Origin of the sequence: Caballeronia pedi (assembly GCF_001544915.2) — a bacterium.
Classification (GTDB): domain Bacteria; phylum Pseudomonadota; class Gammaproteobacteria; order Burkholderiales; family Burkholderiaceae; genus Caballeronia; species Caballeronia pedi.
Window position 1 is genome coordinate 28,310 of sequence record NZ_FCOE02000029.1, and the last position, 25,267, is coordinate 53,576.

At 64.6% G+C, this 25,267-nt stretch carries 26 protein-coding genes; 17 read left to right on the plus strand and 9 right to left on the minus strand.

Annotated features, from left to right (window positions below; translation table 11 throughout):
* Positions 1-4 precede the first annotated feature (4 nt).
* The 5 genes from AWB80_RS30645 to mdcH are packed head-to-tail and all read left to right on the plus strand — an operon-like array spanning position 5 to position 3,854.
* Positions 5-856, plus strand: coding sequence for a biotin-independent malonate decarboxylase subunit beta (locus tag AWB80_RS30645; protein ID WP_061178511.1), 852 nt, complete (start codon positions 5-7; stop codon positions 854-856).
* A complete protein-coding gene (gene mdcE / locus AWB80_RS30650; RefSeq protein ID WP_061178448.1) occupies positions 853-1,668 on the plus strand; it encodes a biotin-independent malonate decarboxylase subunit gamma in 816 nt (271 codons plus the stop codon). The genes AWB80_RS30645 and mdcE overlap by 4 nt, the downstream gene beginning before the upstream one ends.
* 56 nt (positions 1,669-1,724) lie before the next feature.
* A complete protein-coding gene (gene madL / locus AWB80_RS30655) occupies positions 1,725-2,120 on the plus strand; it encodes a malonate transporter subunit MadL (protein WP_061178449.1) in 396 nt (131 codons plus the stop codon).
* 14 nt (positions 2,121-2,134) lie between these two features.
* The gene (gene madM, locus AWB80_RS30660; RefSeq protein ID WP_061178450.1) at positions 2,135-2,902 is read left to right on the plus strand and encodes a malonate transporter subunit MadM; all 768 of its coding nucleotides are present in this window, start codon (positions 2,135-2,137) and stop codon (positions 2,900-2,902) included.
* A 22-nt stretch (positions 2,903-2,924) separates the two neighbouring features.
* Entirely contained in the window at positions 2,925-3,854 is a 930-nt protein-coding gene (gene mdcH, locus AWB80_RS30665) for a malonate decarboxylase subunit epsilon (protein WP_061178451.1), read from the plus strand.
* Positions 3,855-3,858: 4 nt separating this feature from the next.
* Here the strand turns inward: mdcH and AWB80_RS30670 are convergent, their stop codons facing one another.
* Complete coding sequence (locus AWB80_RS30670) at positions 3,859-4,773, minus strand: LysR family transcriptional regulator (RefSeq protein ID WP_061178452.1); 915 nt, start codon at positions 4,771-4,773, stop codon at positions 3,859-3,861.
* Between the two features lie 82 nt (positions 4,774-4,855).
* Positions 4,856-5,743, minus strand: coding sequence for a transcriptional regulator GcvA (gene gcvA / locus AWB80_RS30675; RefSeq protein WP_061178453.1), 888 nt, complete (start codon positions 5,741-5,743; stop codon positions 4,856-4,858).
* Positions 5,744-5,961: 218 nt separating this feature from the next.
* On the opposite strand from gcvA, the gene AWB80_RS30680 reads away from it, so the two are divergent.
* From AWB80_RS30680 to AWB80_RS30710, 7 genes are all read left to right on the plus strand, one after another.
* Positions 5,962-6,732, plus strand: a complete 771-nt coding sequence (locus AWB80_RS30680; RefSeq protein WP_244206824.1) for a transketolase — start codon at positions 5,962-5,964, stop codon at positions 6,730-6,732.
* On the plus strand, positions 6,729-7,712 hold the full coding sequence (locus tag AWB80_RS30685; protein WP_061178455.1) for a transketolase family protein: 984 nt from the start codon (positions 6,729-6,731) through the stop codon (positions 7,710-7,712). Before AWB80_RS30680 ends, AWB80_RS30685 begins: the two co-directional genes overlap by 4 nt.
* Positions 7,713-7,750: 38 nt before the next feature.
* Entirely contained in the window at positions 7,751-8,515 is a 765-nt protein-coding gene (locus tag AWB80_RS30690) for an SDR family NAD(P)-dependent oxidoreductase (RefSeq protein WP_061178456.1), read from the plus strand.
* Between the two features lie 73 nt (positions 8,516-8,588).
* The gene (locus AWB80_RS30695; RefSeq protein ID WP_061178457.1) at positions 8,589-9,629 is read left to right on the plus strand and encodes a TRAP transporter substrate-binding protein; all 1,041 of its coding nucleotides are present in this window, start codon (positions 8,589-8,591) and stop codon (positions 9,627-9,629) included.
* Between the two features lie 5 nt (positions 9,630-9,634).
* The gene (locus AWB80_RS30700; RefSeq protein ID WP_061178512.1) at positions 9,635-11,497 is read left to right on the plus strand and encodes a TRAP transporter large permease; all 1,863 of its coding nucleotides are present in this window, start codon (positions 9,635-9,637) and stop codon (positions 11,495-11,497) included.
* Positions 11,498-11,550: 53 nt separating this feature from the next.
* Positions 11,551-13,530 (plus strand): transketolase, encoded by a 1,980-nt coding sequence (gene tkt / locus AWB80_RS30705; protein WP_061178458.1) that lies wholly within the window; start codon positions 11,551-11,553, stop codon positions 13,528-13,530.
* A 20-nt stretch (positions 13,531-13,550) separates the two neighbouring features.
* Positions 13,551-14,507 carry a D-2-hydroxyacid dehydrogenase gene (locus AWB80_RS30710; RefSeq protein ID WP_061178459.1) on the plus strand — a complete coding sequence of 319 codons (957 nt, stop codon included), beginning with the start codon at positions 13,551-13,553 and terminating at the stop codon, positions 14,505-14,507.
* On the opposite strand, the gene AWB80_RS30715 is transcribed toward AWB80_RS30710, so the two are convergent.
* Positions 14,502-15,392, minus strand: a complete 891-nt coding sequence (locus tag AWB80_RS30715; protein WP_061178460.1) for a LysR substrate-binding domain-containing protein — start codon at positions 15,390-15,392, stop codon at positions 14,502-14,504. The two genes, AWB80_RS30710 and AWB80_RS30715, sit on opposite strands and share 6 nt — an antisense overlap.
* A gap of 178 nt (positions 15,393-15,570) precedes the next feature.
* Between AWB80_RS30715 and AWB80_RS30720 the strand changes: the two genes are divergently transcribed.
* The 4 genes from AWB80_RS30720 to AWB80_RS30735 all read left to right on the plus strand — a co-directional run bounded on the left by AWB80_RS30720 (position 15,571) and on the right by AWB80_RS30735 (position 19,718).
* Entirely contained in the window at positions 15,571-16,470 is a 900-nt protein-coding gene (locus AWB80_RS30720) for a transketolase (RefSeq protein WP_279628678.1), read from the plus strand.
* The gene (locus AWB80_RS30725) at positions 16,467-17,468 is read left to right on the plus strand and encodes a transketolase family protein (RefSeq protein ID WP_061178462.1); all 1,002 of its coding nucleotides are present in this window, start codon (positions 16,467-16,469) and stop codon (positions 17,466-17,468) included. The genes AWB80_RS30720 and AWB80_RS30725 overlap by 4 nt, the downstream gene beginning before the upstream one ends.
* Positions 17,469-17,482: 14 nt before the next feature.
* Positions 17,483-18,334, plus strand: coding sequence for an NAD(P)-dependent oxidoreductase (locus AWB80_RS30730; protein ID WP_061178463.1), 852 nt, complete (start codon positions 17,483-17,485; stop codon positions 18,332-18,334).
* 76 nt (positions 18,335-18,410) lie between these two features.
* Positions 18,411-19,718, plus strand: coding sequence for an MFS transporter (locus AWB80_RS30735; RefSeq protein WP_160147485.1), 1,308 nt, complete (start codon positions 18,411-18,413; stop codon positions 19,716-19,718).
* A gap of 20 nt (positions 19,719-19,738) precedes the next feature.
* Here the strand turns inward: AWB80_RS30735 and AWB80_RS30740 are convergent, their stop codons facing one another.
* The 3 genes from AWB80_RS30740 to AWB80_RS30750 all read right to left on the minus strand — a co-directional run bounded on the left by AWB80_RS30740 (position 19,739) and on the right by AWB80_RS30750 (position 22,133).
* A complete protein-coding gene (locus AWB80_RS30740; RefSeq protein WP_061178464.1) occupies positions 19,739-20,485 on the minus strand; it encodes an SDR family NAD(P)-dependent oxidoreductase in 747 nt (248 codons plus the stop codon).
* Between the two features lie 35 nt (positions 20,486-20,520).
* Positions 20,521-20,922 carry a cupin domain-containing protein gene (locus AWB80_RS30745; protein ID WP_061178465.1) on the minus strand — a complete coding sequence of 134 codons (402 nt, stop codon included), beginning with the start codon at positions 20,920-20,922 and terminating at the stop codon, positions 20,521-20,523.
* An 83-nt stretch (positions 20,923-21,005) separates the two neighbouring features.
* Positions 21,006-22,133 carry an MBL fold metallo-hydrolase gene (locus tag AWB80_RS30750; protein WP_061178466.1) on the minus strand — a complete coding sequence of 376 codons (1,128 nt, stop codon included), beginning with the start codon at positions 22,131-22,133 and terminating at the stop codon, positions 21,006-21,008.
* A 269-nt stretch (positions 22,134-22,402) separates the two neighbouring features.
* Between AWB80_RS30750 and AWB80_RS30755 the strand changes: the two genes are divergently transcribed.
* On the plus strand, positions 22,403-23,197 hold the full coding sequence (locus tag AWB80_RS30755) for a hypothetical protein (RefSeq protein WP_061178467.1): 795 nt from the start codon (positions 22,403-22,405) through the stop codon (positions 23,195-23,197).
* A gap of 7 nt (positions 23,198-23,204) precedes the next feature.
* Here the strand turns inward: AWB80_RS30755 and AWB80_RS30760 are convergent, their stop codons facing one another.
* The 3 genes from AWB80_RS30760 to AWB80_RS30770 all read right to left on the minus strand — a co-directional run bounded on the left by AWB80_RS30760 (position 23,205) and on the right by AWB80_RS30770 (position 25,261).
* Positions 23,205-23,468, minus strand: a complete 264-nt coding sequence (locus AWB80_RS30760) for a DUF4148 domain-containing protein (RefSeq protein ID WP_061178468.1) — start codon at positions 23,466-23,468, stop codon at positions 23,205-23,207.
* Between the two features lie 95 nt (positions 23,469-23,563).
* A complete protein-coding gene (locus AWB80_RS30765; RefSeq protein WP_061178469.1) occupies positions 23,564-23,800 on the minus strand; it encodes a hypothetical protein in 237 nt (78 codons plus the stop codon).
* Positions 23,801-24,010: 210 nt separating this feature from the next.
* Entirely contained in the window at positions 24,011-25,261 is a 1,251-nt protein-coding gene (locus AWB80_RS30770; protein WP_087131718.1) for an MFS transporter, read from the minus strand.
* Between the last annotated feature and the right edge of the window lie 6 nt (positions 25,262-25,267).

The window sequence follows — 25,267 nt, forward strand, 5'->3', positions numbered from 1 at the left end:
GAACATGGATACCCAGCAACTGCTCGAACGCCAGAGCTTCATCGAACTGGATGCGCGCAGCCGCGCGAAGAAACTGCTCGACGCCAGCACCTTTCGCGAACTGCTCGACCCGTTCGAGCGCGTCACGTCGCCGTGGCTCATGCGGCAAGGCATCGTCACGCAGGCCGACGACGGCATGGTGGTCGCGAAAGGCGAGATCGACGGACAGCCGGCCATCGTGCTCGGCATCGATGGCGGATTTCAGGGCGGCAGCATGGGCGAGGTGTCGGCGGCGAAGATCGCGGGCAGCCTCGAACTCGCCGCCGAAGACAACCGCAACGGCATCCCGACACGCGCCGTGATCCTCTTCGAAACGGGCGGCGTGCGCCTTCAGGAAGCCAATCTCGGGCTCGCGGCGATCGCGGAGATTCACGCGGGCATCGTCGACTTGCGGCGCTATCAGCCGGTGATCGGCATCACGGCGGGGCCGATCGGCTGCTACGGCGGCATGTCGATCGCGGCGGGCCTGTGCAGCTATCTGATCGGCACCCGCGAAGCGCGCCTCGGGCTCAACGGCCCGGCGGTCATCGAACAGGAAGCGGGCATCGCGGAATTCGATTCGCGCGACCGTCCGATGATCTGGAGCTTCACCGGCTGCGAGCAGCGGCATCGCACGGGCCTCGTCGATGACTACGTCGCCGACGACGCCGATGCGATCCGCGCCGCCGTCATCGAACGTTTTCGCACTGGGCGGCCGCAAGCATGCCGCAGCGAACGCGTCGCGGGCTTCCTGACGCGGCTTTCCGAAGTCGATCCGGGCGTGCAGGCCACGCCGGAACACGCAACCGCCATCTACGGCAAGGGGTTTCAGTCATGAGCACACCAGCGCTTTCGAAGCGCGGCGCCGTCTGGCTCGACGCGCTCACCTGCAGCGCGCCGTTGCAGCCGGGCTATCCGCCCTCGGTGCGGGTCGCCGATGCGCGTCTTGGCGACCATCCCGCGCGTTTCATCGCCGTGGTGCCCGATCCGGACAACCCGTTCCCGCGCGCGCGCAGCGGCGAGGTCGGGCTGGTCGAGGCGTGGGAAGTGGCGCGTGCCGTGCGCGAGGTCATCGCCGCCGACAAGAACCGTGACGAAAAACGCGCGATCGTCGCCGTGATCGACGTGGCGAGTCAGGCGTATGGACGGCGCGAGGAAGCGTACGGCATCCATCAGGCGCTCGCCGGCGCCGCCGATGCGTATGCGAGCGCGCGTCTCGCCGGCCATCCGGTGATCGGGCTGATCGTCGGGCGGGCGATGTCGGGGGCGTTTCTCGCCCACGGCTATCAGGCCAACCGCCTGATCGCGCTCGCCGATTCGCAGGTCATGGTCCACGCGATGGGCAAGGAATCGGCGGCGCGGGTCACGCTGCGCTCGGTCGCCGATCTCGAAGCGTTCACCGCGCGCGTGCCGCCGATGGCCTACGACATCGACAACTACGCGTCGCTCGGGCTGCTGTGGAAACTCCTGAGCGTGAGCAATGCCGACGCCCCCAGCCGCGCCGATCAGACCACCGTGGAAAACGCGCTGCAAGCCGCCTTCGACGACATCCGCAACGACCCGTCGCGCGGTCTGGAAAGCCGGCTCGGCAGCGCGCACCGCGCGGCTTCCGTCACGGTGCGGCGCAAGTTGCGGGAGCAATGGCGCTGATCCTGTTTCATGCCGGCTCGTCAGAAGCCCAATAAATTCAATCAAGGAGACACGAAATGATCATCTACGGAACCGCTTTGCTCGCGTTCTGCCATCTCGCGGGGCTATTTCTCGGCGATTTGCTCGGCGTCGCGATCGGCGTGAAGACGAATGTCGGCGGCGTCGGCATCGCGATGCTGCTGCTGATTTTCCTGCGCCTCTATCTGCACGGCAAGGGCTGGCTGCCGAAGGAAACCGAAGCAGGCGTGGGCTTCTGGGGCGCGATGTACATCCCCGTGGTCGTCGCGATGGCGGCGAACCAGAACGTCGTCGCCGCGTTGAAGGGCGGCCCCGTGGCGCTGCTCTCGGCGCTGGGAGCGGCTGCGCTCTGCGCGGGTTGCATCGCCGTGCTGTCACGCACCGGCCGCGACAGCACGTCGTTCGTGAATGCCCCCCACCTCGAAGAAATCTGAATCAGGAGACAGTCATGCTGCATATGCTCGACAAGATTTTGATCCAGAACGGCCTCGTCACCGCGTTCTTCCTCGTGGGCCTCATCATGTGGGTATCGTCGCTGATCTCGCGCAAGCTGACCTTCGGGCGCGTGCACGGCTCGGCGATCGCCATCGTGATCGGCCTCGTGCTCGCCTACTTCGGCGGCGCGTTCACCGGCGGACAAAAGGGCCTCGCGGACCTGCCGCTCTTTACCGGCGTCGGCCTGATGGGCGGTGCGATGCTGCGCGACTTCGCCATCGTCGCGACCGCGTTCGAAGTGCAGGCGACCGAAGCGCGCAAGGCGGGGCTGATCGGCGTGGTGTCGCTGCTGCTCGGGACGGTGCTGCCGTTCATCGTCGGCGCGAGCATCGCGCATGCGTTCGGCTATACCGACGCGGTCAGCATGACGACCATCGGCGCGGGCGCGGTCACCTATATCGTCGGTCCGGTGACGGGCGCGGCGATCGGCGCAAGCTCGGATGTGATCGCGCTCAGCATCGCGACGGGCCTCATCAAGGCGATCATCGTGATGATCGGCACGCCGATCGCGGCGGGCTTCATGGGGCTGAAGACGCCGCGCTCCGCGATGATCTTCGGCGGCCTCGCCGGCACGGTGAGCGGCGTCAGCGCGGGGCTGGCCGCCACCGACCGGCGGCTGGTTCCCTACGGCGCGCTGATCGCGACGTTTCATACGGGCGTCGGCTGCCTGCTCGGACCGTCGCTGCTGTTCTTCGCGACCAAGGCGCTGATGGGCGCGTGAAGCGCCGGGGAGACGCGGCATCATGAGCGTGCTGTTCACCTTTCCCGGCCAGGGCTCGCAGCGCGCCGGCATGCTGCACGCGCTGCCGCCGCACGAAGAAGCCGCGCGCACGCTCGACGAAGCCAGCGACGTGCTCGGCTACGACGTGAAGTCCATCGACGACGCGGATTCGCTTCGTTCAACAGTCGCGGTGCAGCTTTGCCTGTTGATCGCGGGCGTCGCTCAGGCGCGCGTCATGCAGGCGCACGGCCATGAGCCCGACATGGTGTCGGGACTCTCGGTCGGCGCGTATCCCGCCGCCGTCGTCGCGGGCGCGCTCGCGTACGCCGACGCCGTCAGGCTCGTCGCCTTGCGCGGCCAGTCGATGGAGCGCGCCTATCCCGCCGGCTACGGCATGACGGCGATCGTCGGCCTGACGCAGCGAGCGCTCGAACGGCTGATCGCGCAAGTGAGTGGCGATGTCTTCCTCGCCAACGTCAACACCGAAACACAGATGGTCGTCGCGGGCAGCGACGCCGCGATGCATCGTCTCGCGGCGCTCGCAAGCGATCACGGCGCGCAACGTTGCGAGCGTCTCGATGTCGCCGTGCCGTCGCATTGCGCCCTGCTCGATGCGCCCGCCGCCGCGCTCGCCGATGCCTTCGGCGCGGGCGACGTGCGGACGCCGCGCATCGTCTATCTGAGCGCCAGCGCCGCGCGGCCGCTTTTCGACGGCGCGCGCATCGCCGCCGATCTGGCTAGCAACATGGCGCGACAGGTGCGCTGGCACGACACGATGCGACTCGCGTGGGAACGTGGAGCGCGCCTCGCGATCGAGATGCCGCCGGCGAACGTCCTGACGCGGATGGCCAGTTCGATCTTCGCGGAAGGCGTCGCGGTGAGTTGCAGCGAAACCTCGCTGCCCGATCTCGGCGCGCTCGTCGACCGCGAACGAACCCGCGACGAACGCTGAAGCGTCAGCCAGCGCTTCTCGTGCGCAGACGGCAGACCGCCATCAGCGCGAGCAGGTTCGGGTCGCGCTCGCGCGCGCGCAGGAAACTGACGCCGATCGTCTGGCGCATCAGATATTGCGGCTTGAGCGGGATGAACTGCACCTTGTCGCCGAACACGCCGCGCACGCGCCCCGGCAGCAGCGTATAGCCGACGCCGCCGCTCACCAGATTCATCAGCGAGAAGATATCGCCGGTTCGCATCGTCACGTTGGGCGTGAAGTCCGCGACGCGAAACGCTTCCACGAAACCGTGATACGTCGCGAAGCCTTCGCCGAGCGACACGAACGTTTCGTCGCGGCAGTCCCGCAGATCGACGGCTTCCTGATTCGCGTAGACCGAGCCGGCCGGCGCGGCGAAGAAAATATCGTCTTCGAACAGCGGGATGGATTCGATTTCCGGATCGGCATCGGGCACGGCCATCAGCGCCGCGTCGATTTCGCTTCGCTTGAGCTTATCGACCAGTTCGACGTTCGGTCCGAGCACCAGTTCGACCTGAAGCGTCGGCCTGCGCACCTTGATATCGACGACGATGCCCGGCACCGTCTTGATCGTCAGCGAATACAGCGAGCCGATCTTCAGCCGGTCCGACGAGTAGCCTGCGGCTTCGCGCGTCGCCCGAATGCCGTCGGACATCAGCGTCATCACCTCTTGCGCGACATCGGCGAGCATCTGCGCTGCTTCGGTCGAGCGGAGATTGCGGCCCTCATGGCGAAACAGCGCGCATCGCACGCCTTGTTCGAGCGAGTGCAGCGCGCGATGCACGCTGACCGTGCTCACGTTCAGCGCCTCGGCCGCTTTCGCCAGATTGCCGGTCTCCATGAAAGCGAGCAGGACTTCGAGCTTGCGGAAGGTGATCTCATCGTCGATTCGGTCGCGCATGTCGGCTCAAGAATGCGTTCAGATGCCTGATTATCGCCTCGCCGCTCGGTCGGACGAATAGCGTTTATCCCTCAAGGCATCGTCAGCCGAGTTCTTCGAACAGCCAGTCCTGAAAACTCTTCACCTTGGGCAAGTCCACCGACGACTTGAGCAGATTCAGCGTGTAGCCATTCACACGCAGCCCGTCCAGACCGAACGGCGCGATGAGCCTGCCGGTATCGAGTTCGCGCTGCACGAGCAGCAGGCTTTCCAGACACACGCCGACGCCATCGGCCGCCGCGCTGATCGCCATGAACGAGCGATCGAAGCGCGGTCCGCGTGAAATATCCAGCGGCGTCTTTCGATGCAGGCGCATCCAGTCGCGCCATCCGACCAGGCAGTTCTCACTGTGGATCAGCGTGTGATGCTTCAGGTCCGCGACCGCGCGGATCGGATGCGGGCCTTCCATCAGCTTCGGCGAACACAGCGGCACGATGGTCTCGGACGGCAGATCGAGCACCAGCGTGCCCGCCGGCTGCAGCTTGCGCGCGCCGTAGCGCAGATCGATATCGACCGATGCGCGCGTCAGGTCCACCGGATCGTTCGATGCGTTCAGGCGCAGATCGATGTCCGGATTCTGCGCGGAGAAGCGCGCGAGGCGCGGCATCAGCCATTGCGTCGCGAAGCTCGGCGTCGAATGCACGGTGAGGATGTCGCTCTTCGCGACGCGGCCGATATCGCGCGTCGCCTTCTCAATGCGCGCGAACGCCGCGCCGATCTCTTCCGCATAGTGCCGGCCGCTGTCCGTGAGGATCACGGCGCGATGCACGCGATGAAACAGCCGCACGCTCAACTGCTCTTCCAGCAGCTTGATCTGATGGCTGACCGCCGAGGGCGTCACGAACAGTTCGTCTGCTGCAAGCGCGAAGGACGACAGCCGGGCGGCTGCCTCGAAGGCCTGTATGGACTTGAGCGTAGCGCGATTGTGCATTGCAGTATTCGAGTGAATTGAATTCAACGATACGCCACTTTAATTCGTTTGAGCGCGTGGACGCACGCGAATACGCTTCTATCTACCGGCAACGTGCTCGATTCAAGGGATAACCCTGAGCAGCGCGCCAACATAAAAACGATGGAGACGAACGCGTGAACAACGACATCGCGCAACTCGCGGAGCATGCGTATCGCATTCGCCGCAACGCGCTCTTGATGGGCGAAGTGCAGGGTCAGGGCTATATCGGCCAGGCGCTCGATATCGCCGACGTGCTGGCGGTCGCTTATTTCGGCGCGATGAACCATCGCCCGGAAGACCCCGAGTGGGAAGCGCGCGACCGCTTCCTGCTCTCCAACGGTCACTACGCGATCGCGCTGTATGCGGCGCTCTTTGAAGCGGGCGTGCTGCCCGCGGACGAACTCGAAACCTACGGCAGCGACGACAGCCGCCTGCCGATGTCCGGCATGGCCAGCTACACGCCCGGCATGGAGATGTCGGGCGGCTCGCTCGGGCAAGGCCTGACGATCGCCGTCGGACGATGCCTCGGCCTGAAGCGCAAAGGTTCGACGTCCTTCGTCTACACGCTCTTTTCCGACGGCGAACTCGACGAAGGCGCGATCTGGGAAGGCTTGATGTCCGCGGCGCACTGGAAGCTCGACAACCTCATCGCGATCGTCGATGTGAACAATCAGCAGGCCGATGGCCCGTCGACGCAGATCATGGCGTTCGAGCCGCTCGTCGACAAGCTCGAAGCGTTCGGCTGGCACACGCAGCGCATCGACGGCAATGACATCGGCGCGGTGAAGCAGGCCTTCGACACCGCGCGCACGCTGAAGGACGCGAAGCCGCGCATCATCGTGTGCGATACCAAGATGGGCTGCGGCGTGCCGTTTCTGGAGGAGCGCGAGAAGAACCACTTCATCCGCGTCGATCCGCACGAATGGAAGCTCGCGCTCGACGCGCTCGAACAAGGGAGACGCGCATGAACACGCGATTGAAAACCTCCGCGATGATCGCGTCGATCGCGAGTGAAGGACAGCTCACGCGTTCCGCGCCCTTCGGTCACGCGCTTGCCGAGCTGGCGCGCACGAATACCAACATCGTGGGCATGACGGCCGACCTCGGCAAATACACGGACCTGCATGTCTTCGCGCAGGCCTTTCCCGAGCGCTATTACCAGATGGGCATGGCCGAGCAACTGTTGATGGGCGCGGCGGCTGGCATGGCGCACGAAGGCGCGCAGCCGTTCGTCACGACCTATGCGGTGTTCGCGACGCGCCGCGCGTATGACTTCATCCATCAGACGATCGCGGAAGACAATCTCGATGTGAAGATCGTCGCCGCGCTGCCGGGGCTCACGACGGGCTACGGCCCGAGTCATCAGGCCGCCGAAGACATCGCGCTGATGCGCGCGATGCCGAACATGACCGTGATCGATCCGTGCGACGCGCTCGACATCGAACAGATGGTGCCGGCCATCGCCGCGCACAAGGGACCGGTCTATGCGCGCCTGTTGCGCGGCAACGTGCCCGCCGTGCTCGACGAATATGGCTATCAGTTCGAACTCGGCAAGGCCAAGCTTCTGCGCGGCGGCAACGACGTGCTGCTGATCTCGACCGGCATCATGACGATGCGTTCGCTCGAAGCCGCGAAGGCCCTGCGCGAAGACAGCGTCGATGTCGCCGTCCTTCACGTGCCGACCATCAAGCCGCTCGACACCGCGACCATCCTGCGCGAAGCGAAGCGCACGGGCCGCATGGTCGTCGTCGCGGAGAACCATACGGCGATCGGCGGACTGGGCGAAGCCGTCGCGCGCACGCTGCTGGGCGCGGGCGTCACGCCTGCCTTCCGCCAGATCGCCCTGCCCGACGCGTTCCTCGACGCGGGCGCGCTACCGACGCTGCACGATCGTTACGGTATTTCCACCGAAGCGATGTGCAACACCATCAAAGGCTGGCTGAACTGAGCCTTCATTCACCTCACCCCTATCAGGAGCATCCCATCATGTCAGAGTCGCGTCTTCTCGAAGGCAAGGTCGCCGTCATCTCAGGAGCGGCATCGCCGCGCGGGATCGGCATGGCGACGGCGCGCATGTTCGCGAAGCACGGCGCGAAGGTCGTCATTCTCGATCTCGATGCCGCCGCCGCGCGCGAAGCCGCCAGCAGCATCGGCCCGGAACATCGCGGCTATGTATGCGACGTGACGGACCGCGCCGCCTGCGACGCCGCCGTCGACAGCATCGTCGCGGACCTCGGCACCATCGATATTCTCATCAACAACGCGGGCATCACGCAGGCGGTGAAGCTGCTCGATATCGACAGCAAGAGCTGGGACCGCATTCTCGATGTGAACCTGCGCGGCGTGCTGTATCTCTCGCAGGCGGTCGTGCCGGTGATGAAGCGCAACGGCGGCGGTTCGATCGGCTGCATGTCGTCGGTGTCGGCGCAGCGCGGCGGCGGCATTCTCGGCGGCCCGCACTATTCCGCTGCAAAGGCCGGCGTGCTCGGTCTCGCGAAAGCGATGGCGCGCGAGTTCGGCGTCGACGGCATCCGCGTGAACTGCGTGACGCCGGGCCTGATTCAGACCGATATCAACGCGGGCAAGATCAGCGACGAAAAGCGCGTCGAGATTCTCGCGGGCATTCCGCTCAATCGTCTCGGCGTACCCGATGACGTCGCGGGCGCGTTCCTGTTTCTGTCCGCGCCGATTTCCTCGTACATCACCGGCGCCGTCATCGACGTGAACGGAGGCATGCTGATCCACGGATAAACGCTCACGCGCAAAGGGCGCGGCATCGGATAACAACACTTATATCGACATCATCAGGTTGGAGGAGCACACCATGACCATTCGCACGAAGGACAGCGGCATCGACCGGCGCACGTTTCTGAAGGCGGGCGCGACCATCGCCGCCGCCGCGCCGCTGTTTGCCATCACGACGCGCCGCGCATCGGCGGCGGAGTTTTCGTACAAGCTCGCGACCGGACAGGACCCGACGCATCCGGTGAACATTCGCGGCCAGCAGGCGTGCGACAAGATTCGCGAAGCCACCGCCGGCCGCGTCGATATCAAGCTCTTTCCCGCCAACCAGCTCGGCTCCGACACCGACCTGCTCTCGCAGGTGCGCAGCGGCGGCGTCGAGTTCTTCAACCTGGCTTCGTCGATTCTCGCGACGCTGACGCCCGCCGCGGGCATCGTCAATACGGGCTTCGCGTTTCCGGATTACGACACGGTCTGGAAAGCGATGGACGGCGATCTCGGCGGCTATATCCGTCAGCAGATCGAGAAGTCGGGGATCATCGCGGTATCGAAGCCCTGGGACAACGGCTTCCGTCAGGTGAGTTCGTCGACGCGCGTGGTGAAGACGCCCGCCGACCTGAAGGGCTTCAAGATCCGCGTGCCGCAGGCGCCGATGCTCACGTCGCTCTTCAAGTCGCTCGATGCCGGTCCCGCGCCGATCAACTTCAACGAACTGTATTCCGCGTTGCAGACGGGCGTGGTCGAAGGTCAGGAAAATCCGCTGCCGATCATCGCGACGGCGAAGCTCTACGAAGTGCAGAAGTCGATCAGCCTGACCTCGCACGTCTGGGACGCGTACTGGATTCTCGGCAACCGCCGCGCGTGGGAGAAGCTGCCCGCCGACATGCGCGCGATCGTCACGCGCGAATTCGAGGCCGCCGGCATGAATCAGCGCGCGGACATCGCGAAGCTGAACCTGTCCTTGCGCGATGACCTGAAAGCCAAGGGCATCAACATGGTCGACGTGGATCGCGAAGCCTTCCGCAGCGCGCTGAAGAAAACCAGCTTCTATACCGACTGGAAAGCGAAGTACGGCGAACAAGGCTGGGGCGCACTCGAGAAGTACACCGGCAAACTGGTATGAAGACCATGCAGACGATCATGCTTCCGCATCCGGCGCCGCATCGCAGTGTCGCCGCGAAACTCGATACCGTGCTCGGCCATCTCGTGGAGATTCCGGCTGCGTTGCTGGTCGTGGCCGAAATCCTCGTGCTGCTCGCGGGCGTGACGAGCCGCTACGTGCTGCATACGCCGCTCGTCTGGTCCGATGAACTCGCGTCGATGCTGTTCCTCTGGCTCGCGATGCTCGGCGCGGTCGTCGCGCTGCGCCGTGGCGAGCACATGCGGATGACTGCGCTGGTCGGCATGGCGTCGCCGGGCGTGCGCGCGTTTCTCGATGTCGTCGCGATCGCCGCGCCGCTCGCATTCCTCGCGATGGTCGTCGGTCCGGCCTTCGATTTCGCGCAGGACGAAGCCTTCATCACGACGCCCGCGCTCGACATTCCCAACTCGTGGCGCGCGGCGGCGCTGCCGATCGGCTCGGGCCTGATGCTGCTGGTCGCGTGCCTGCGGCTCGCGCGCGTCGGCGACTGGAAGCTCGTGCTCGGCGCGCTCGCGCTGGTCGCGGCCATCGCGGGCGCGTTCTACGCGGCGAGTCCCGTGCTGAAGGATCTCGGCAATCTGAACCTGCTGATCTTCTTCGTCGGGCTGGTTGCGGTGTGCGTGCTGTCGGGCGTGCCGATCGCCTTCTCGTTCGGCCTCGCGACCTTCGGCTATCTCGCGCTGACGACCAGCACGCCGCTCGTCGTCGTGGTCGGGCGCATGGACGAAGGCATGTCGCATCTGATTCTGCTGTCGGTGCCGCTGTTCGTGTTCCTCGGCCAGCTGATCGAGATGACGGGCATGGCGGCCGCGATGATCGCGTTCCTCGCGAGCCTGCTCGGCCACGTGCGCGGCGGCCTGTCGTACGTGCTCGTCGGCGCGATGTATCTCGTCTCCGGCATCTCCGGCTCCAAGGCCGCCGACATGGCCGCCGTCGCGCCGGTGCTGTTTCCCGAGATGAAGGCGCGCGGCGCGAAACCCGGCGATCTCGTCGCGTTGCTCGCGGCGACGGGCGCGCAGACCGAAACCATTCCGCCGAGCCTCGTGCTCATCACGCTGGGTTCGGTCACGGGCGTGTCGATTTCCGCGCTGTTCACGGGCGGCATGCTGCCGGGCGTCGTGCTTGCGATCACGCTGTGCGCGGTCGTGTGGTGGCGGTATCGCGTGGACGATCTGTCGAACGTGAAGCGCGCGACGCGCGGCGAAATCGTGCGCCGGCTCGCCATCGCGCTGCCCGCGCTCGCGTTGCCGTTCGTGATTCGCGCGGCGGTCGTCGAAGGCGTCGCGACGGCCACGGAGGTGTCCACCATCGGCATCGCGTATGCGATTCTCGCGGGCCTGCTGATCTATCGCCGCTTCGAATGGACGCGCCTCAAGCCGATGCTGATCGATACCGCCGCCCTCTCCGGCGCGATCCTGCTCATCATCGGCGCGGCGACGAGCATGGCGTGGGCGCTCACGCAATCCGGCTTCTCGGGCCAGCTCGCGCGCACCATGGCCGCGCTGCCCGGCGGCGCGTGGATGTTCATGGCGGCGTCGATTTTGGTGTTCATCGTGCTCGGCAGCGTGCTCGAAGGCATTCCCGCGATCGTGCTGTTCGGCCCGCTGATGTTCCCGATCGCGCGGCAAATGGGCATCAACGAGGTGCACTACGCCATGGTCGTCATCCTGTCGATGGGCGTCGGCCTGTTCGCGCCGCCGTTCGGCGTCGGCTATTACTCGGCGTGCGCGGTGAGCCGCATCCATCCCGACGAAGGCATGAAGCCGATCATCGGCTACATCCTGGCGCTGATCGCCGGCCTGATTCTCGTCGCCGCCATTCCGTGGATCTCCACGGGCTTCCTGAAATAACTCTCTTCCGGTCCCTTTGATGCCGCTCCTCGCCGGAGCGGCAAGGAGAAGTCATGTCTTCCATCGACACGCAGCCGCTGTCGAACGCCATTCGCTTTCTCGCCATCGACGCCATCGTGCGCGCGGGCGAAGGTCATCAGGGCGTGCCGCTCGGCATGGCCGAAATCGCGACCGCACTGTTCACGCGCCATCTGAAGTTCAATCCCGCCGATCCGCAATGGCCCGACCGCGACCGCTTCGTGCTGTCCAACGGGCACGGTTCGATGCTGCTCTACGCCGTGCTGCATCTGACGGGTTACGCGAACTTCGGCATCGATCAGATCAGGACGTTTCGCGACATGGGCTCGCATTGCGAAGGCCATCCGGAATTCGATACCGCGTCGGGCATCGAAGTGACGACGGGACCGCTCGGGCAAGGCATCGCGAACGCGTTCGGCATGGCGGTCGCGGAAGCGTATCTGAGCGCGAAGTTCGGCGATCGCATCGTCGATCACCATACCTATGCGTTCGTCGGCGACGGCTGTCTGCAGGAAGGCGTCGGGCAGGAAATGATCTCGCTCGCCGGGCATCTGAAGCTCGGCAAGCTGATTCTGTGCTGGGACGACAACCGCATCACCGATGACGGCAGCACGGCGCTGTCCATCAGCGAGGACGTGAGCGCGCGTTTTCGCGTGGCGGGCTGGCATGTCGTCGAAGTCGACGGGCACGATCTCGAAGCGGTGTCCCGCGCGCTCGAAGCAGCGAAGCAGGACCCGCGTCCGTCGATGATCGCGTGCCGCACGGTGATCGCACGCGGCATCGCACGCTTGCAGGGTCAACGCGGCGGCCATAGCGGACGTCTCTTCGAGAAGGACGCCGATGCCGCACGCAACGAACTGAACTGGCCGCACCCGGCCTTCGAGATTCCCGCCGATGTGCTGAAAACCTGGCGCGACGCGGGCCGTCGCAGCGAAGGCGAGTATCGCGCATGGCGCGAGCGGCTCGCGTCGCTGTCCGCGCAAGATCGCGCCGAATTCGATCGCATCCAGGCGGGTGAGTTGCCCGCTGGCTGGCGCCGGACGCTCGAAGACTACAAGCGCGAAGCGACGAAGCAGGACGAAGCGCCCGGCGGCATCATGATTTCCGCCGAGATCAACGATCTGCTCGTGAACGTGCTGCCCGAACGCATGATCGGCTGCGCGGACCTCGAAGCGCCGACGAGCCACAAGCGCAGCCTGCGCGCGTTCACCGCCGAGGATCGCGGCGGCGCGTACGTGCATTGCGGCGTGCGCGAGCACGTGATGGGGTCGATGGCGAACGGCATGGCGGCGCACGGCGGCGTCGTGCCGCTCTCGGTCACGTATCTCGCGTTCGCCGACTACGAGCGCCCGGCCATGCGGATGGCCGCGCTGATGGGCTTGCCGGTGAAATTCGTCTTCAGCCACGATTCGATCGGCGTCGGCAAGAACGGCCCCACGCATCAGCCCGTCGAAATCCTGGCGTCCTTGCGCGCGATGCCGAACATGCGCGTGTTCCGTCCCGCCGACGCCGTCGAAGCCGCCGAATGCTGGATGCTCGCGTACGAGCGCAAGACCGGCCCGAGCACCATGGTGTTCGCGCGTCAGGCGCTGCCGCTCGTGCGCCGCACGCACGACGACGCGAACCTGAGCGCGCGCGGCGGCTACGTGATCGCGGATGCGGATGGCCGTCCACGGCGCGTCACGCTCATCGCGACGGGATCGGAGGTCGCGATTGCGCTCGCCGCGCGCGAGCAGTTGCAGGCGCTGGGCATCGCGACCGCGGTCGTATCGATGCCGTGCTGTGAACTCTTCGACGAGCAGGACGCGCCGTATCGCATGAGCGTGCTCGGCGTCGACAGCGTGCGCGTCGTCGTGGAAGCTGCCGTGCGCTTCGGCTGGGACCGCTATCTCGGCGAACGCGACGGCTTCGTCGGCATGAAGGGCTTCGGCGCATCGGGACCGGCCGAGACGCTTTACGAGCACTTCGGCATCACGCCGGCGCACGTCGTCGCCGAAGTGAAGCGGCATCTTTGAACCTTCAACTCAGGAACACCATGCAGAAGATCGTCTTTCTCGACCGCGAAACGCTCGCGCCGCAGATCACGCTCAAGCGTCCCGCGTTCGCACACGAACTCGTCGAATACGGCCGCAGCGCGCCCGACGAAGTCGCGTCGCGTTTGCAGGGCGCGAGCATCGTCATCACGAACAAGGTGGCGATCAGCGCGGATGTCGTCGCGCAAGTGCCGACGCTCAGGCTCGTCGCGGTCGCGGCCACCGGCACGGATGTCGTCGACAAGGCGGCGTGCGCGCAGCGCGGCATCGTCGTGTCGAATATTCGCGGCTATGCGGTGAATACCGTGCCCGAGCATACTTTCGCGCTGATGCTGGCGCTGCGCCGCAACCTGATCGCGTATCGCGATGACGTGCTCGCCGGCGAATGGCAGAAGTCCGGCCAGTTCTGCTTCTTCAATCACGCGATCCGCGATCTCGGCGGCGCGACGCTCGGCATCATCGGCGAGGGCGTGCTCGGGCAGCGCGTCGCGGAGATCGCGAAGGCGTTCGGCATGAAGCCGAAATTCGCGGCGCACAAAGGGCGCGGCGACATGGGGCCGCTCTACGCGCCGTGGGACGACGTGCTCGCGACCAGCGATGTCATCACGATCCACAGCCCGCTTACGCAAGCGACGCGCGGCATGCTGTCGAGCGCCGAATTCCGCGCGATGAAGAAGAAGCCGCTCATCATCAACACGGCGCGCGGCGGTCTCGTCGATGAAGCCGCGCTGGTCGCCGCACTCGACGAAGGATTGATCAGCGGCATCGGCTTCGACGTGCTGACGACCGAGCCGCCCGCGCCCGACAACGCGCTGATGCGTATTGCGAACCGGCCGAACGTGATCGTGACGCCGCACGTCGCGTGGGCCTCGGATGAAGCGCAGCAAACGCTCGCCGACCAGTTGATGGACAACGTCGCGGCCTTCGTCGCGGGCCATCCGGTCAACGTGGTGTCATGATGCGTCGGCGATGCCGAGCGCGTTCAGCAACCACGCCTTGAAGGTCTCGAATGCCTCGTGCCGATGCGCCCTGCGCGGATGCACGAGGTAATGCCCGACGTATTCCACTTCGCGCGTCGAACCGGCAAGCGGGCGCACGAGTTCGCCACGTTGCAGCTCGCGTTCGGATAGCAACGTCGATTCGAGCACGACGCCCAGGCCATCGACGGCGGCGGCGATCGCCATCGAACTGCGGTCGAAGCGCAGGCCGTAATGCGTCGGCGGCGGCAGCTGATTGGCTTCGAACCAGCCTTTCCACTGATACATCTGCACTTCGCACTGAATCAACGGCATGTGATACAGGTCTTCCGGCTTGCGGATGCGCTCCGCGAGCGCGGGCGTGCACAGCGGCGCAAGCCCTTCCAGCGCGAGCGGAATCTTTTCGTGCGGCGATGGCTTCGGCTCGCCATAGACGATGTCGAGATCGAAGTCGTCGTCGAAACGCGCGTAGTCCGTGCTCGCCGAAAACCGCAAATCGATGTTCGGATGGTCGCGCACGAAACCCGCGAGCCGCGGCAGCAGCCATTGCGTCGCGAAGCTCGGCGCGGTGTGCAGCCGCAGCGGCGTGCGCTCCTCGCGCGTCAGCAGCGCGAAACCGCGCTGCATCTCGTCCATGCCGCGCTGAATGTGCTCCATCAGAATCGCGCCTTCGCGCGTCAGACGCACTTCGCGCGTGCTGCGCAGAAACAGGCGATGTCCGAGCAGATCCTCCAGCTTGCGCACCGAATGACTGACCGCGCTCGGCGACAGGCTCAGCTCGCGCGCGGCGTCGGCGAAAGACAGCGTGCGCCCGGCAGCCTCGAAAACCCGGATATACGAAAGCGGAACCTTGCGGAAGACGTTCATGCGCGTGATTCGTGAATGGCATTCAATAGTTGGTGCAATCTTTTCTTTTGTCAGCCCCGGTTGTCAAGGCTAAATTAGGCCAACCTCGTTCCTACACCCGTCCGATTGCTGAACAGGAGACAACTGCAGCCATCGGGGGTTGTCGAGGCACTCACTCCCGTCTTTCGCAGGAACAGCCATGACAATGATCACAGAGGCCGAGCCGCAAGCAGGCTCGGCGTCGGCGCAGTCCGCCACGGTCGCGAAGCTCGACCATCACGCGTATCGCATTCGCCGCTTCGCGCTGCGCATGGGCGAAGTTCAGGGCCAGGGCTACATCGGCCAGGCGCTCGGACTCGCCGATGCCCTCGCCGTCGCCTGGTGCCACGCGATGAACATCCGCCCCGGCGAGCCCGAATGGGAAGGCCACGACCGCTTCCTGCTCTCGCACGGCCACTACGCGATCGCGCTCTACGCGGCGCTGATCGAAGCGGGCGTGATCCCCGAGGAAGAGCTGGAAACCTACGGTTCCGACGACAGCCGTCTGCCGATGTCCGGCATGGCGACCTACACGCCCGGCATGGAAATCTCGGGCGGCTCGCTCGGCCAGGGTCTGACGATCGCCGTCGGCATGGCGCTCGGCCTGCGTCTGAAGGGCAATCCTGCCTTCGTCTACAACTCGATGTCCGATGGCGAGCTCGACGAAGGCGCGACCTGGGAAGCTGCGCTTTCCGCCGCGCATCACGGTCTCGGCAATCTGATCACGATGGTCGACATCAACCGCCAGCAGGCCGATGGCGCGTCGCACGACGTGCTCGGCTTCGAGCCGCTCGCGGACAAGTTCGTGTCGTTCGGCTGGCACGTCGAGCGCGTGAACGGCAACGACATGCCCGCGCTCGTCGCGGCGTTCGACCGCTGCCGCGCGCTGACCGAAGCGAAGCCGCGCGTGATCCTGCTCGATACGCTGATGGGCAAGGGCGTGCCGTTTCTGGAGACGCGCGAGAAGAATCACTTCATCCGGGTCGATCCGGAAGAATGGCAGCAGGCGATCGCCGTGCTCGACCAAAACCACGCAGCCGCAAAGGGAGACCAGGCATGAGCGCCGTCGCTGAAAAGAAGCCCCGCCTGACGACCTCCGCGATGATCGCGTCGATCGCGTCCGAAGGCCAGAAGACGCGCCCCGCGCCGTTCGGCCATGCGCTCGTCGCCGAAGCCGAGAAGCGCGGCAACATCGTCGGCATGACGGCCGATCTGTCGAAATATACGGACCTGCATATCTTCGGCCAGGCGTTTCCCGAGCGCCACTTTCAGATGGGCATGGCCGAGCAGCTGCTGATGGGCGCGGCGGGCGGCATGGCGAAGGAAGGCTTCATTCCGTTCGCGACGACCTACGCGGTGTTCGCGACGCGCCGCGCGTATGACTTCATCCATCAGGTGATCGCGGAAGAGAACCTCAACGTGAAGATCTGCGCCGCGCTGCCGGGACTCACGACCGGTTACGGCCCGAGCCATCAGGCGACGGAAGATCTCGCGCTGATGCGCGCGATTCCCGGCATGACCGTGATCGACCCGTGCGACGCGCTCGACACCGAGCAGGCGGTCGCCGCCATCGCGGCGCACGACGGCCCGGTCTACATGCGCCTCCTGCGAGGCAAAGTGCCCGCCGTGCTTGACGATTACGACTACAGCTTCGAACTCGGCAAAGCGAAGATGCTGCGCGACGGCGCGGACGTGCTGATCATCTCGTCGGGCATCATGACCATGCGCGCGCTGGAAGCCGCGCAAGCGCTCGACGACGGCTCCGCGAGCGTCGGCGTGCTGCACGTGCCGACCATCAAACCGCTCGACGAAGCCACCATCGTCGAGCAATGCAGGAAGCCGGGGCGTCTCGTGATCGTCGCGGAGAACCACAGTGTGATCGGCGGTCTCGGCGATGCCGTGACGAGCGCGCTCGTGCGTCATCGCGTGATGCCGGAGTATCGGCACGTCGCGCTGCCCGACCAGTTTCTCGATGCGGGCGCGCTGCCGACGCTGCACGACCGCTACGGCATCTCGACGATGTCCATCGTCGAGAACATCAAGACGTGGCTGAAGTGAGCGGAGAGAAGAGCATGAACGTGACATTTGTCGGCATCGGCGCAATCGGTCTGCCGATGGCGCTGCGAATCCAGGGCGCGGGACACAGCGTGACGGGCGTCGATCTGTCGCCGCGCGCGCTCGAACTGGCGAAGCAAAGCGGCCTTCCCGCCGTCGACAGCTTCGCGGCCGCGCCCGCGCCGCGCGTCGTCATCGCGATGGTGGCGACGCCGCAGCAACTTGCATCGCTCGTGGAAAGCGTCGGCACGAAGCTCGACGGACAAACCTGGGTCGTCATGTCGACGGTCGGTCCGGACGCGGTGCGCGCGCAAGGCGAACGCCTCGCGGCAGCGGGCGCGCGCGTCGTCGATGCGCCCGTGACCGGCGGCACCGCGCGTGCAAAAACCGGGCAACTGGTGATCTTCGCGTCGGGCGACGCGCGGGACATCGACGCCGCGCGCCCCGTGCTCGACGCAATGGGCAGCGTGCGCGTCACCGGCTCCAGGCTCGGCGACGGCCAGGCGATCAAGGTCGTCAATCAGCATCTGTGCTCGGTGCATATCGTCGCGGCGGCGGAAGCGCTGAATCTGGCGCGCTCGCTCGGCCTCGATCCGGCGGCAGTGCTCGAATTCATCGAGAAAGGCGCGGCGGGTTCGTGGATGCTGTCCGATCGCGGTCCGCGCATGCTGCAAGGCACGGACGTCGACGTGACGAGTTCGATCAACATCTTCGTGAAAGACAGCGATCTCGTGGCCGATGCCGCGAAGTCGTGCGGCGCGGACGTGCCGCTGCTGTCGACCGCGAACGCGCGCTATCGCGAAGCCGCCGATGCGGGACTCGGCCTGCGCGACGACAGCCGCGTCATCGAAACCTGGAAGCAAGCCTGAGCGCTGCACACCCTTTGCCGCGTTGATAGCGCTCGTCCGAAAGCGCAACGCAAGACGTATCCGGAGACGACACAACATGAGCAGCAACAACGAAGACCGCGCAGTGAAAGTCGCCGTCGCGTCGATGATCGGCTCGGCGGTCGAGAGCTACGACTTCTTCATCTACGGCACCGCCGCGGCGGCCTGGTTCGGCAAGATCTTCTTTCACACGACCGAGCCGATCGTCGGCATTCTGGCGTCGTTCGCGACGCTCGCGATCGGCTTTCTGATGCGCCCGTTCGGCGGCTATCTCGCCGGGCATTACGGCGATCGCGTCGGCCGCAAGGCGGTGCTGTTCTGGTCGCTCATCGCGATGGGCGGCGCCACCGTGCTGATCGGTTTCCTGCCGACTTACGCGCAGGCCGGCGTGCTCGCGCCGATCCTGCTGATTCTCCTGCGCATGGTGCAGGGCATCGGCTTCGGCGCGGAATGGGGCGGCGCGGTGCTGATGGCTTGCGAGCACGCGCCGGAAAAGCGGCGCGGCTTCTTCGGCGCGGTGCCGCAGCTCGGCATTCCGCTCGGCCTGCTGCTCGCGAACGGCGCGTTCCTGTTGTCGGGCGCGCTCTTCGAAGGCGACTGGATCTGGCGCATGCCGTTTCTGATGTCCTTCGTGATGGTCGCGATCGGCATCTTCATCCGGATGAGCGTGTCGGAATCGCCGGAATTCGAAGCCGTGAAAGCCGAGAACAAGGTGATGAAGCAGCCCGCGCTCGCAGTCATCAAGAGCGACTGGCGCAGCATCCTGAAGATCATCGGCCTGCGCATGGCGGAAACGGGCGGCTACTACATCACGACGAGCTTCATGCTGTCGTATGTCACGCTCGCGCATATTTCCACCACGCGTCATGTCCTGTGGGGCACGTTGATTGGCTCCGCGCTCGGTCTCGCGAGCCATCTGATCTACGGCGCGCTGAGCGACAGGATCGGACGCCGTCCGGTGTTCATGATGGGCGCGCTCTTCACCATCGCGTTCGGCGTGCCGATGTTCATGCTGATCAACACCGGCGCGCTCATCATGGTGATCGTCGCGGTCGCGCTGTCCCTGCTCTTCAGTCACGATCCGATCTTCGCGGTCGAAGCAAGCTGGTTCTCCGAGCAGTTTCCCGCCAACGTGCGCTCGTCGGGGATTTCGCTCGGCTATAACGGCGCATCGGTGATCGCGGGTCTGTTGCCGATCATCGCGACCGGGATGTATGGCGCGTTCGGCTGGATCGGACCGGCGCTGATGTTTTCTTCGCTCGGGATCGTCTCGTCATGCTGCGCGCTGGCGATGAAGGAAACCGCGCCCGCCGTGCTCGAAAGGCGCCAGCCGCAGCAGAGCGCGGAACGACGTTACGCTGCGTGAAAATCGCTTCGACGACGGCATCAGAACGGACTGATGCCCGACATACCCCCGTCGACAGCAAGGTCCGCGCCGGTCATGTAGCGCGATGCATCGGACGCCAGGAAAAGCATGGCGGCGGCGATTTCGGCGGGTTCGGCCGGCCGTTTCATCGGAATCACGTTCGACCAGTCCAGCAGTTGCGCTTCCGACATGCCCAGGCTGTCGAAAATCGGCGTATTGGCCACGCCTGGTGAAATGCTGTTGACGCGTATGCCGGATTCGACGAACTCTGCCGCGAAACTCTTTGCAAGCGACACGACGGCCGCCTTCGACGCGCAGTATGCCGAGAAGTTTTTCGTGCCCTGACCGGCCGCAAGCGACGCAACGAGAATGATCGATGCCGGACGCGCGAGATAGGGCAGCGCCTCGCGCACGGTGACATAGACGCCGCCGACGTTGGTGTCGAACACATCGGAAAATTGCTCCAGCGATGTATCGCGCACCGGCGTTTGCCGGGAAATACCGGCATTGGCGACCAACACGTTCACCTTGCACTGGAAGTGGTCGGCGGCGTGCTCATAGAGCCGTTTCATATCGTTCGTGCTGGCGGCGTTCGCAACGACAGGCAGCGCGTTTTCGCCGAGCTTCTCTGCGGCGCGTCGCAGTTTCTCCGCATCACGCCCGCTGATCACCACGCGCGCGCCTTCGGACACGAATCGTTCGGCGGCGGCAAGGCCTATGCCACTGCTGCCGCCGGTTACTACCGCGAGTGTGTCTTTCAATAGCATCGTGTTGTCTCCGCATGTCGACGGCCGATTTCAGGCTAGTGCGCCGGCACGACCAGCGGTTCGCCCTTTTTTACGATGTACGTCGCCAGTTCGGATGCATTGCCGTCGCCGACATTTCTTGCCGAGTGAACGGTCCCCGCTGGAATGAAGAGCGCGTCGCCGGCCTTCAGGGTCACGGGCGGCCGCCCATCGAGCCGATACTCCAGGGTGCCTTGCAGTACATAGGCGATCTCTTCACCGGGATGCGAATGTCTGGCGGCAAACGCACCGGGATCGAAGTCGACCTTGACCTGTATGCCTTCACGACCCGGCGCGCTCAAGTCCTGCTTGACGAGGTCCGTGCGATGGATTCCAGTCGACTGCGCATTCGCCGGCTGCAGGGACGACCCAGCCGCCGCGACCCATAGCGCCATAGCGATTCCTGAGATCAGTTTCATCGTCAACTCCTTGAGCGTCAGCCGGGCGACCGAAAGAAATACGCTAATGGACTCGGCAAATACTACGCATTGCCGGCGTTCTACTATGCGCCAAAAACGTAGCGGCTTCCCGTGTATGAACGAATGAACTTCTCGGGCATTTCTTTCTGCACGATCTGGATGAACGTTTCTCCGGAGCAGTGCATCGGAATGATGTAGTCAGGGTCGACGTCCTTCAACGCAGCGACGGTTTGCCTGACGTACTCTTCCTTTTGCGGCGCCAGATGAAATCCTCCCGCCACCGCATGCACTTTCTCGACGCCGGAAACCTCCATCGCGCGCCGGACCGTGTTGATCACGCCGCGATGGCTACACGAGGTGATCACCACCAGACCGCGCCCCTTCACGTTGAAGCATGTCGCTAACTCATGCTGGAAATCATCGGGGATGACCTGCACGCTTTGCTTTTCGGTCGCGAGCTTGTCCGGAAAGCAGCCGATGCCATCCTTGATGCCCACATGCATGCGGCTCGGCGACATCACCTGTTCGAACGATGCGGTCGGTATCCTTCCCGTCGTGAAGCCGTGATCGGCGATGATCGACGGCGCTTCAGTGCTGAAGACCCTGATCCTGGCGCCTGTCAATGCGCGACGATCGATCGCGCCGAAATCTTCGATCTTGCCGGCCGTCCACTCGCGCGTGCAGAACGCCTCTTCGCCGCCCAGATACAACGGCAGGTCGGGTCGAAGCCTGCGCTGGTTGTGCTGTAGAAATCCCGCGAGTCCACCGAAATGGTCGTAATGACCGTGGCTCAGAACGAGTGCATCGAGTTGTTCCGGGGCAATGCCCAGCATGGACAGGTTGTTCTCCAGCGTCTCCGACGTGAATCCGAAATCGATCAGCATGTTGCGCGTCTCGCCATTGCCGTTCGATTCGACGTGCATGGACAAGCCAAACTCGCCCAGCAACGATTTGCCTGCGGGCGGCATGCCGAAGCGCGTCACTTCGACGTTGCCTGTCCTCCCGCTCGGCGCGATCGCCAGCTGATAGCTATCCGTGACCACCCGCAGCGCAACGCGGTCGACCGTGGGTACGTCGCCCGCGAGAGGCTGGGCTTTGGCGACGGATGAAGACGTCAGGAGTGTGCCGATGAGTGCGCTGAAAGTCGCTGACGCACTACAGCACAGGAACATGCGACGAGACGGCCCGTGAGTATGCATGCATTGCGGCATGATGACCTCCCCAGAGCAAATGCCACACTCGCGCACGCCCCGCCCCGGCACGACGTCAAGTGAATGCGTGCGCACTTCGAACTTAGGCCGTTCGATTGGACTAGTCCAGACTCTGTCAGCCGCATTCAGAACGCGCGACGGACGTTCGTGCCAAACCGCTCGTTTTGCGATCCAGAAATCTCACGCACGATCGGACTGATACGCGCTCACCTTGCAGTTTGCCATCGGTGTACTAACGTTTTGTTTGGAACACGTCGATGGAGGTTGCCATGCGAGCGATAACGATTCTTCTGGCCCTGTTGGTCATTCCCGCCCTCGCACTGGCCGACGCCGTGAGCACCTCGAACAACAACTCGACGCTCACCGTCACGCGCGACGACCCCATCTACAACCTCAACCTGCCGAGCGATCCCGTGCAGCTCGTCAGAACGCTCGAATGGAACGTCGACGGCCGGCGAATCCTGATCTATCCATCCGGCCCTTCGACTTTTATCGACCTCGGACACATGCACGCAGACGCGCATGTCACGACCAATCAGATACACGCGCAAGGCCCGATTCTGGGTTACGGCACAGGCGCGCTGTCAGGCACGGTGCTGGGCGGCATCGTCTATACCGTCGACGGCGACACCGCGGGAACGCTCAAATCCCGCCTGACCGAAAAGGTCGACATCCAGAACAAGAGCGATGCGCCCGTGCAGTTGTGGATGAGCGGTCTCGGCTATAAGCCGAGTCAGTCGAATCTCGAAGTGCCGGATTACAGCGGACTCGATATCGTCGGCACGACGGTGGCCGTCATCACGAATCGTTCGATCACGGAAATTCTGCCAGCGCCGCAGAACTCGTTCGGCGAGGTTACGATTTTTCCCATCGTCAATTTTGTGGGCTTCAATCCGCTGATCAACCAGAGCGTGACGATACCGCCCGGCGCGACCTTGTCGATGATCAGCGAGATCAAGGTGTCGCGCACGTCGAGCCAGATTCAGCAGTTCCTGCGTGAAAACGCGCCGAGTCGCTTCCAGGACTCACCCTTGCTGAATAACCCGTTCATACGCGTGCCCTGAGCGGCCGCTATCGGGCGATATCACCGGGCTGTGACGTACGGCCGGATGCTTTCGCCGCGGCCGCCTTCTGCGATGCCAGCCGGAATTTCGCCGCCTGTACTTCGCCATCCGGGAAGTCGGCCCATGCGGTCGGACTGTAGCCGGACTTTTCGGCCTGAACGAGATCCGCGCGGACTTGCGCGCGTGTGAGTGACTGGCCGTCTCCCTGAGCGAAGGAAATGACCGGTGCGGCAAGGACCAACGCAACGACTGCTTCGACGAACGCTTTCATGGCAGCGCCTCCCAGTATTCCTCCAAAAAGGATACTAGGGGAAAACGCCTAGTTATCAAGCCATGTCGAGTGTGCGTCGCAACAATTCAGGGATGCTATGTTCTGAACAATCTCGTCGCGGGCGGGAAGGTCGCGGGTGGATAGATGCACCATGACCCATCGCCATGGCGGAAGAAGACGATCGCGAACGCAGCGGACGAGCGCGCGACTTCGATACGCACGACGCGCCAGGGCATGCGTTGCGAGCGAGCCGGTCTGCTGACGCGCATGCTCTCGACGGCGCCGAGCCAGTCGTGCACGAGATAACGAAGCGACGTGGTCTGCTGTCTCATGACCGTCTCGCGCTACGCTGGTCGCCGCTCAAATCGACGAAGCCGTGGATGTCGTTCAACACTTCAAGCGATGACTTGCATCGCCGCAGCAGGTTCAAGGTCCAGACTCGCATGATCAACTCCGGGAAGGCTTATCGTCATCATCGGGGTCATCGGTGGTTCGGTCCATTGAGATCAATTGCCGATGCCTTAACGAAACCCTCAAGTCATTCAATGCAACGCATCGCGTCTCGCGAGCGGCTTGAAGAGGCGACTCCATGCGAGGCTGACAAGTATCGTCGCGCAGCCTCCGACGACCACCGAACCCACGACGCCGAAAGACGCAGCCGTCAGGCCGGATTCGAATTCGCCGAGTTGATTGCTCGCGCCGATGAACAGCGTGTTCACCGCGGCGACGCGTCCACGCATGCGATCCGGCGTTTCCAGTTGAACCAGCGTTTGCCTCACGATCACGCTGATCGTGTCGGCCCCGCCCGAAATCGCCAGCAACAACAGCGAGACCGAAAACGACCGCGACAGCCCGAAGCCGACGATGGCGCAACCGTAAATGGCGACGGCGACCAGCAGCTTCTTGCCGACTCCGCTGATGATCGAACGTCGGGAGAGAAAGAGACCGACGCATAGCGCGCCCACCGCCGGCGCGGAGCGCAGCAACCCGAGGCCTTGCGGCCCGACATGCAGAATCTGTTTCGCGTAGACCGGCAGCAACGCGGTAGCGCCACCGAACAGCACCGCGAACAGATCGAGCGAGATGCCGCCGAGCAACAGCGGATTGCCCCAGATGAAGCGCAGTCCCGCGAGAATCGTATTCGCCGTGACAGGTTCACGCGGCGGCGGAACGTAGTCGTAACGGACCCATGCGTACATCACGGCGCTGACGCAGAAGAGCACTGCGCTCGTCAGATAGACCGCGATGACGCTGACCGCAAACAGCATCCCGCCGATCGCGGGACCGGCGATGACGGAAATCTGCTGGACCACGGTGCCGAGCGCCATCGATCGCGCGAGCAGTTTCTGCGGAACGAGCATCGGCAGGAGCGCCTGCTGGCCCGCCATCTGAAACGGCCGGATCGCACCGAGCGCGAGCGACAGTCCGAGCAGCACGTCGCGCGTCATGCTGTGGCCGACCGTGGCGATGACGAGCAACGCCGCGATGACGGCCTGCACCGCGAGACAGGCCGCGACCATGCGTCCGCGATGCATCCGGTCGGCGCAATGACCGGCGACGAGCGTCGTGGCGAGCCCCGGAACGAACTGAAAGAGCCCGACCAGACCGAGGTCCCACGCGCTCGACGTCAGGTCGTACATGTGCCAGCTGATCGCCAGCATCAGCATCTGCTGGGCCGAAATCGACCCGAAGCGAGCGATGAGAAATCGCCTCAGCGGCGCGTGGCGAAGCAGCGAGGTTTCATCGGTACGCGCCTCCACGGACGACGACGACGAATCGCGTGAAGGCGTCATTCCGGG